We start from the raw sequence: 535 nt of genomic DNA, 5'->3' as shown, positions 1-535 counted from the left end.
CGGGTGAATTCCTTGATCCTGTCTTCTCTTCGGGCGTGACCATTGCGATGAAGTCTGCTGAATATGCGGTGGATTGTGTTGCTAGACATGTGAAGGGTGAAGCTGTGGACTGGGAGAAAGAGTATGCCCAACCATTGATGAAAGGTGTTGATACATTCCGCACCTATGTCGAAGGTTGGTATTCTGGTTCACTACAAGATGTGATCTTTTACGAGAAGCCAAGTCCTAAGATCAAGCAGATGGTTTGCTCAATATTAGCGGGCTACGCTTGGGATGAGTCTAACCCCTATGTAAAAGAGTCTCAGCGACGTTTGTCTGCCTTGGCAGAGCTGTGTAAAGAGGCGTAGCTTTTTCAACGGGCTTTGTCTTTAAACAAGCTTGGGTTTTCAAGAATACTGTCTATAAATGCAAACAGCTGCCTCGGGGCAGCTGTTTTTGTATTTAGGCTTTGTTATTAGCCATTATTTTAGATCTATGCTGTTAAGGCGACCCATAAATACCAACAGATCAATCACGTCTTTGTGCGCATCTAATA

General features: G+C 44.3%; 1 protein-coding gene and 1 pseudogene. One reads left to right on the top strand and one right to left on the bottom strand.

The window, feature by feature from the left end; all coding sequences use genetic code 11:
* The coding region (locus KIV40_RS30150) for an NAD(P)/FAD-dependent oxidoreductase (RefSeq protein WP_375164916.1) at positions 1 to 347 on the top strand (347 nt) is incomplete at its 5' end.
* A 114-nt stretch (positions 348 to 461) separates the two neighbouring features.
* Here the strand turns inward: KIV40_RS30150 and KIV40_RS30145 are convergent.
* Positions 462 to 535: pseudogene (locus tag KIV40_RS30145) on the bottom strand (Fe3+-citrate ABC transporter substrate-binding protein); the annotation flags it as partial.

Source organism: Vibrio sp. D173a, from assembly GCF_030248475.1.
Note: the sequence above shows the minus strand (reverse complement) of the source record. Positions and strands in the feature narration are given on the sequence as shown.